The organism is Thermodesulfobacteriota bacterium (genome assembly GCA_040753795.1).
Classification (GTDB): Bacteria; Desulfobacterota; Desulfobacteria; order Desulfobacterales; family Desulfosudaceae; genus JBFMDX01.
In genome coordinates this window covers 1-5397 of record JBFMDX010000030.1, presented here as the reverse complement: position 1 = coordinate 5397, position 5397 = coordinate 1, and the positions used below count along the sequence as shown (strand labels likewise).

The 5397-nt window shown below is 54.3% G+C and carries 3 protein-coding genes; all 3 read left to right on the top strand.

Annotated features, from left to right (window positions below):
• Positions 1–237: 237 nt before the first annotated feature.
• The 3 genes from AB1724_19710 to AB1724_19700 all read left to right on the top strand — a co-directional run bounded on the left by AB1724_19710 (position 238) and on the right by AB1724_19700 (position 5284).
• Entirely contained in the window at positions 238–846 is a 609-nt protein-coding gene (locus tag AB1724_19710; GenBank protein ID MEW6080044.1) for a transposase, read from the top strand.
• A 73-nt stretch (positions 847–919) separates the two neighbouring features.
• Positions 920–4432 (top strand): transporter substrate-binding domain-containing protein, encoded by a 3513-nt coding sequence (locus AB1724_19705; GenBank protein MEW6080043.1) that lies wholly within the window; start codon positions 920–922, stop codon positions 4430–4432.
• Between the two features lie 441 nt (positions 4433–4873).
• A complete protein-coding gene (locus tag AB1724_19700; GenBank protein MEW6080042.1) occupies positions 4874–5284 on the top strand; it encodes a hypothetical protein in 411 nt (136 codons plus the stop codon).
• The last annotated feature ends 113 nt before the right edge of the window (positions 5285–5397 follow it).

The following is a 5397-nucleotide window of genomic DNA, read 5'->3' as shown; positions in this document are numbered from 1 at the left end:
GTTCGTAGTGTGCCCGTAAGGGCATCATTAATGCGAGACAGGCTCCGTTCGTAGTGTGCCCGTAAGGGCATCATTAATGCGAGACAGGCTCCGTTCGTAGTGTGCCCGTAAGGGCATTATTAACGGCAGTCAGGAGGGTTACCCCTGCTGTAAACGCCTGACGGCGTCACTACAAACAGGTGATACCCGTAACGTGAGCGTGCGTTGTTCGTAGTGTGCCCGTAAGGGCATAAGAAAATGAGAAGAATCGCCATGTATGATTATCGCCGCCTGACACCTGAACAACGAGAGCAAATTCTTGTCGGCAGGAAAAAGCGGGGGTTGCCCTGGCACTCGCCACCTCATTATGGCGGCGAATCGCATGCCTTTCTCATAACCGCGGCTTGTTTTGATCATCGGCCTATTCTTGAACAACCCGAGCGCCTGTCTGAATTCTACGATGCGTTGGTGACCGGTATTGATAAGGAGCTTAACCTCCAGCCGATTGCCTGGGTGATTCAACCCAACCATTATCATATTCTGGTCAAAACTGATTTGGATCTTTTAAGGCCATGGCTGGGGCGTCTGCATAATGGAAAGTCCACGCAGTGGAATCGTGAAGATAAGACTCCGGAGCGCAAAGTCTGGTTTCGTTTTATGGACCGTCGGATGCGTTCGGAAAATCATTATTACGCGACCTTGAATTATATTCACGCTAATCCCGCGAAGCATGGATATGTCCAAAAAGCAACGGATTGGCCCTGGAGCAGCCTGCATGATTATATGGAAACCTGTGGCCGTGATGAATTAATACGGTGGTGGCGTCGGTATCCGGTTAATGATTACGGGAAAGGGTGGGATGATTAGGTTTAACGCCTGACGGCGTCACTACGAGCGGGTTCGTAGTGTGCCCGTAAGGGCATCATTCCCGAGGCAACGGATGAAAATATCCATGCGATACGGTTTGTTCATTTTTGAAAAAAACCGGCGTGTTTTTCCCAGGTTCTGCCTGGTGTCCATGACACTATTGCTGTTGGCTTTTGCCGGATCATCCGAAGCCGTTGAAGATAATCCAGCGTTCATCACTTCCGCCGCGGAGTTCGACTACCCGCCTTTCAGCCTTGTCGACGAGCAGGGTAAAGCCGGCGGTTTTTCCGTGGAACTGATGCAGGCGGCTCTCGGGGCCATGGGCCATAAAGCGGCCTTCCGGATCGGGCCCTGGGATCAGGTGCGGGCATGGCTGGAAACCGGTGAGATCCAGGCCCTGCCGCTGGTCGGCCGGACACCCGAGCGGGAAAACATTTTTGATTTCACTTTTCCCTATATGACCCTTCACGGCGCTATCGTTGTGCGGGAGGGGACTACCGATATCCATGTATTGGACGATTTGCGCGACCGGTCCGTGGCCGTGATGAAGGGCGACAACGCCGAAGAGTTTTTGAGAAGGGAGGACCGTGGAGTTGACATCCATACCACGGTCTCCTTTGAGGAGGCCTTGCGCGAACTTTCACGGGGCCGCTTTGACGCCGTGGTGATTCAGCGGCTGGTGGCCCTGCGCCTTCTTCAGAAAACCGGCCTGACTAATCTGCGTATCATTAATCAACCTGTCGAGGGTTTCCGCCAGGATTTCTGTTTTGCCGTTCGGGAGGGGGACCGGGAGACCCTGGCCCTGCTCAACGAGGGCCTGGCCCTGGTCATGGCCGACGGCACCTACCGGCATCTTCATGCCAAATGGTTTGCCGCCCTGGAGCTTCCAACGGGCCGTCGTATCGTCATCGGCGGCGACCATAATTATCCGCCTTATGAATACCTGGATGAAAAAGGCCGTCCCGCGGGATACAACGTGGAACTGACCCGGGCCATTGCCCGGGCCGTCGGACTTGATATCGAGTTCCGTCTGGGCGTTTGGAACGAAATCCTTGAGGCGTTGCGGAAGGGAGAGATCGACGCCGTCCAGGGGATGTTCTATTCACCGGAACGGGACTTGATGTTCGATTTTTCCCAGCCCCACACGGTCAGTCAATATGTGACCGTCTTGCCCCGGGGAGAGAGAACTCCCCCGGACACGCTCAAGGACCTGGCCCGTTACCGTCGGATCGCCGTTCAACGGGGTGATGTCGTCCTTGATCTTATGGCAAAAGAGGTGCCGATCGATCAAGTCATCCTGGTTGATACCCAGGAGGATGTGCTCCGGTCTCTGGCGGAGAAAAAAGCGGATTGCGGCATCGTGGTCCGGGTGTGCGCCCTGAATCTGATTGAAAAACGGAACTGGTCGAATCTGCAACTGGGCCGGAAGCCGCTTTTTTCCTTTGACTATTGCTATGCCGTGCCCGCCGGGCATAAAGCCCTGCTGGCCTCGTTGAGTGAAGGCCTTCGTATTATTGACGAAAACGCGGAATACCGCCGCATTCATGATAAATGGCTGGGAGTCTATCAGGATCATTCCATTGATGCGATGACCGTTTTGCAATACGCTGTCATCGTCATTGTTCCCTTGATTGTGGTCCTGCTGGTCAACCTGGTATGGACATGGACCATGCGCAGAAAGGTGGGCGAGCGCACGGCTGAACTGGCCGCGGTATCCGAAAGAAACCGGGCTATTCTCGACGCGGCGCCGGATATTATCATGGAGGTCGATGCCGACAAAATTTATACCTGGGCCAACCCGGCCGGATACGCGTTTTTCGGATCGGATGTGATCGGTAAAACCGCCGCTTCCTATTTCGTCGGCGAACAGGATACATACCAAAAGGTAGATGCCCTTTTCAATGGAAACGAAAACGTGATCTATGTTGAAAGCTGGCAGCGGCGACAAGACGGCCGGGAACGGCTGCTGGCCTGGTGGTGTCGTGTGCTTAAGGACACGGGAGGCAGGGTGATCGGCGGACTTTCCACGGCACGGGACATTACCGACTCTAAACGCATGGAAGAGACGCTGCGTGACCGGGAGATGTTTATGCGGGCCATGATCTCCTGCTCGCCGATGGCTCTTTACAGTATCGATTTGTCCGGCAACGTTTCCAGCTGGAACGCTTCCGCCGAACGGATTTTCGGCTGGACGGCCGAAGAGGTGCTGGGTCGGCCGCTGCCAATTATATCGGAAGAAAACCGTTTAGAGTTTGAGGCATTGAAAGAGCAAGTCACTGCCGGCCGGGGATTTGTCGGCAAAGAGATGTTCCGTCTTCGTAAAGACGGATCCACTTTTCCGATTCGTCTGTCCGCCGCCCCTATTCGCAACGACGACGGGGAGATCGTGGGCATTATGGGAGCGGCGGAAGACATTTCCGAACAGAAGAAGCTTTCCGCCCAGCTTCTCCAGGCCCAGAAGATGGAGTCCGTGGGCCGTCTGGCCGGTGGCGTGGCCCACGATTTCAATAACATGCTCAACGTTATTCAGGGTTACGCGGCGCTTGCTCTGGACGGTTTGACGCCGGATGATCCGTTTCATGAAGACTTTTCGGAGATTTATGAGGCAGCCCGGCGGTCTTCCGATATCACGCGTCAGTTGCTGGCTTTTGCCCGAATGCAGCCGATCCGTCTGGAAGCGATCGATCTGAACGAGACCGTGGAAGCCATGCTTAAAATGTTGCGGCGCCTCATCGGTGAGGATATCGAACTTGTCTGGCGACCCGGCGCCGGTTTATGGGCGATTATAATGGATTCGTCCCAGATCGATCAGATTCTGGCCAACCTCCTGGTTAACGCCCGGGATGCCATTGACGGTAACGGCAAGGTGGTCATTGAAACCGGTAATGTTCACCTGGATGAAGATGCTTGCGCCGATCGGTCCGATCTGGTTCCTGGAGATTATGTGCTGCTGTCGGTAAGCGATGACGGCTGCGGCATGGACAAGGAGGCCATGGACAAGCTGTTTGAACCTTTTTTTACCACCAAGGGACTTGGGCACGGTACCGGCCTTGGACTGGCCACGGTATACGGCATTATCCGCCAGAACAACGGCTTCATCAATGTGTATAGCGAGCCGGGTCTCGGCGCTACATTTAAGATTTATCTGCCGCGGCACCGGGGGGAAGCAAAGACGGCCGAAGACCGGGTACCGGCCGAAATTTATCAGGGTCGGGGTGAAACCGTGCTGGTGGTCGAGGATGAAAAGGCGGTTCTGCGGCTTGCCGAAAAGATTCTGTCCGGTCTTGGCTACACCGTGCTGGCGGCGTCCGGACCGGCACAGGCCATGAAAAGGGCCGGAGAATACGCGGGCACTATCGACCTGTTGATAACCGACGTGGTCATGCCGGAAATGAATGGAAGGGAGCTGGCTGAAAAACTGCGGGGCACTCATCCCGGGATAAAGGTGTTGTATATGTCCGGATATACAGCCGATGTCATCGCCAATCGGGGCATTCTGGAAGCAGGCGTACATTTCATCCAGAAGCCGTTTACCCGGAATGACCTGGCGATGAAAGTTCGGGAGGCACTCGGGAATGCGGAATGAAGAATTGGGAATGAAGAATAGGGAATGAAGAATAGGGAATGAAGAATTGGGAATGATAAACGTTCGTAGTGTGCCCGTAAGGGCATCATTAAGGCGAGGTTGTGCATAAGCGACGGCCGTTTTAACGCCTGACGGCGTCACTACGAGCGGGGTGGTGCCTGTAACGTGAGACAGGCGCTGTTGGTAGTGTGCCCGTAAGGGCATCATTAATGTCAGGCCGGAGGGTTGCCCCTGCTGTGAACGCCTGACGGCGTCACTACGAACGGGGTGGTGCCCGCATCGTGAGATTGTGCTTTGTTTGTAGTGTGCCCGTAAGGGCATCATTAATGTAAAGGCCCTTGTTTGTAGTGTGCCCGTAAGGGCATCGATAATGTGAAGCACCGTTTGTAGTGTGCCCGTAAGGGCATAAAGAAACGCTGAAGGATTGATATCGGGGGAGGCATGGACAATCAGAAGGTGCGAAAGGAACTACGGCGGGTAATCATCGCGCTTACGGCGGTGGTTATCGTGATCATCGCCGCCGGCGGTTATTTTTACAAGGTGCAGGAACGGCAGTACCTCCGGCAGGTTGAAGCAAACCTGATGGCCATCGGGCGACTTAAGGCCGATCAGATCGCCAAGTGGCGTGCGGAACGGATCGGTGACGCCATGGTCACCATGGACCGGGCCGGTCTTATCCGGGACATAGAAGACTTTTTGATGACGCCGACCGAGGCCATCAAAGAAAAAATACTGAAAAAATTTGAAACATTCCGGAGATGCTACCATTATGCAGATGTTCTGCTGGTGGACCCGGACGGAAAAGTACGCTTAAATCTCAATGGCCATTGCGAATTTGATCGTCTGAGGTAAGTTGCAAACTGGCGAGAAAAAAAATAAATGGCCTCGTTTTGCCAGCCAGTTTGTCAACTTCACCTCTTGGTTCAAGTAGGTCCTTCAATATTAATAGGGTAAAGTACCGAAGG

Bases quoted from the DNA above. Each gene is read 5' to 3' on its own strand.
- AB1724_19710 (MEW6080044.1), top strand. From the start codon at position 238: ATGAGAAGAATCGCCATGTATGATTATCGCCGCCTGACACCTGAACAA.
- AB1724_19705 (MEW6080043.1), top strand. From the start codon at position 920: ATGAAAATATCCATGCGATACGGTTTGTTCATTTTTGAAAAAAACCGG.
- AB1724_19700 (MEW6080042.1), top strand. From the start codon at position 4,874: ATGGACAATCAGAAGGTGCGAAAGGAACTACGGCGGGTAATCATCGCG.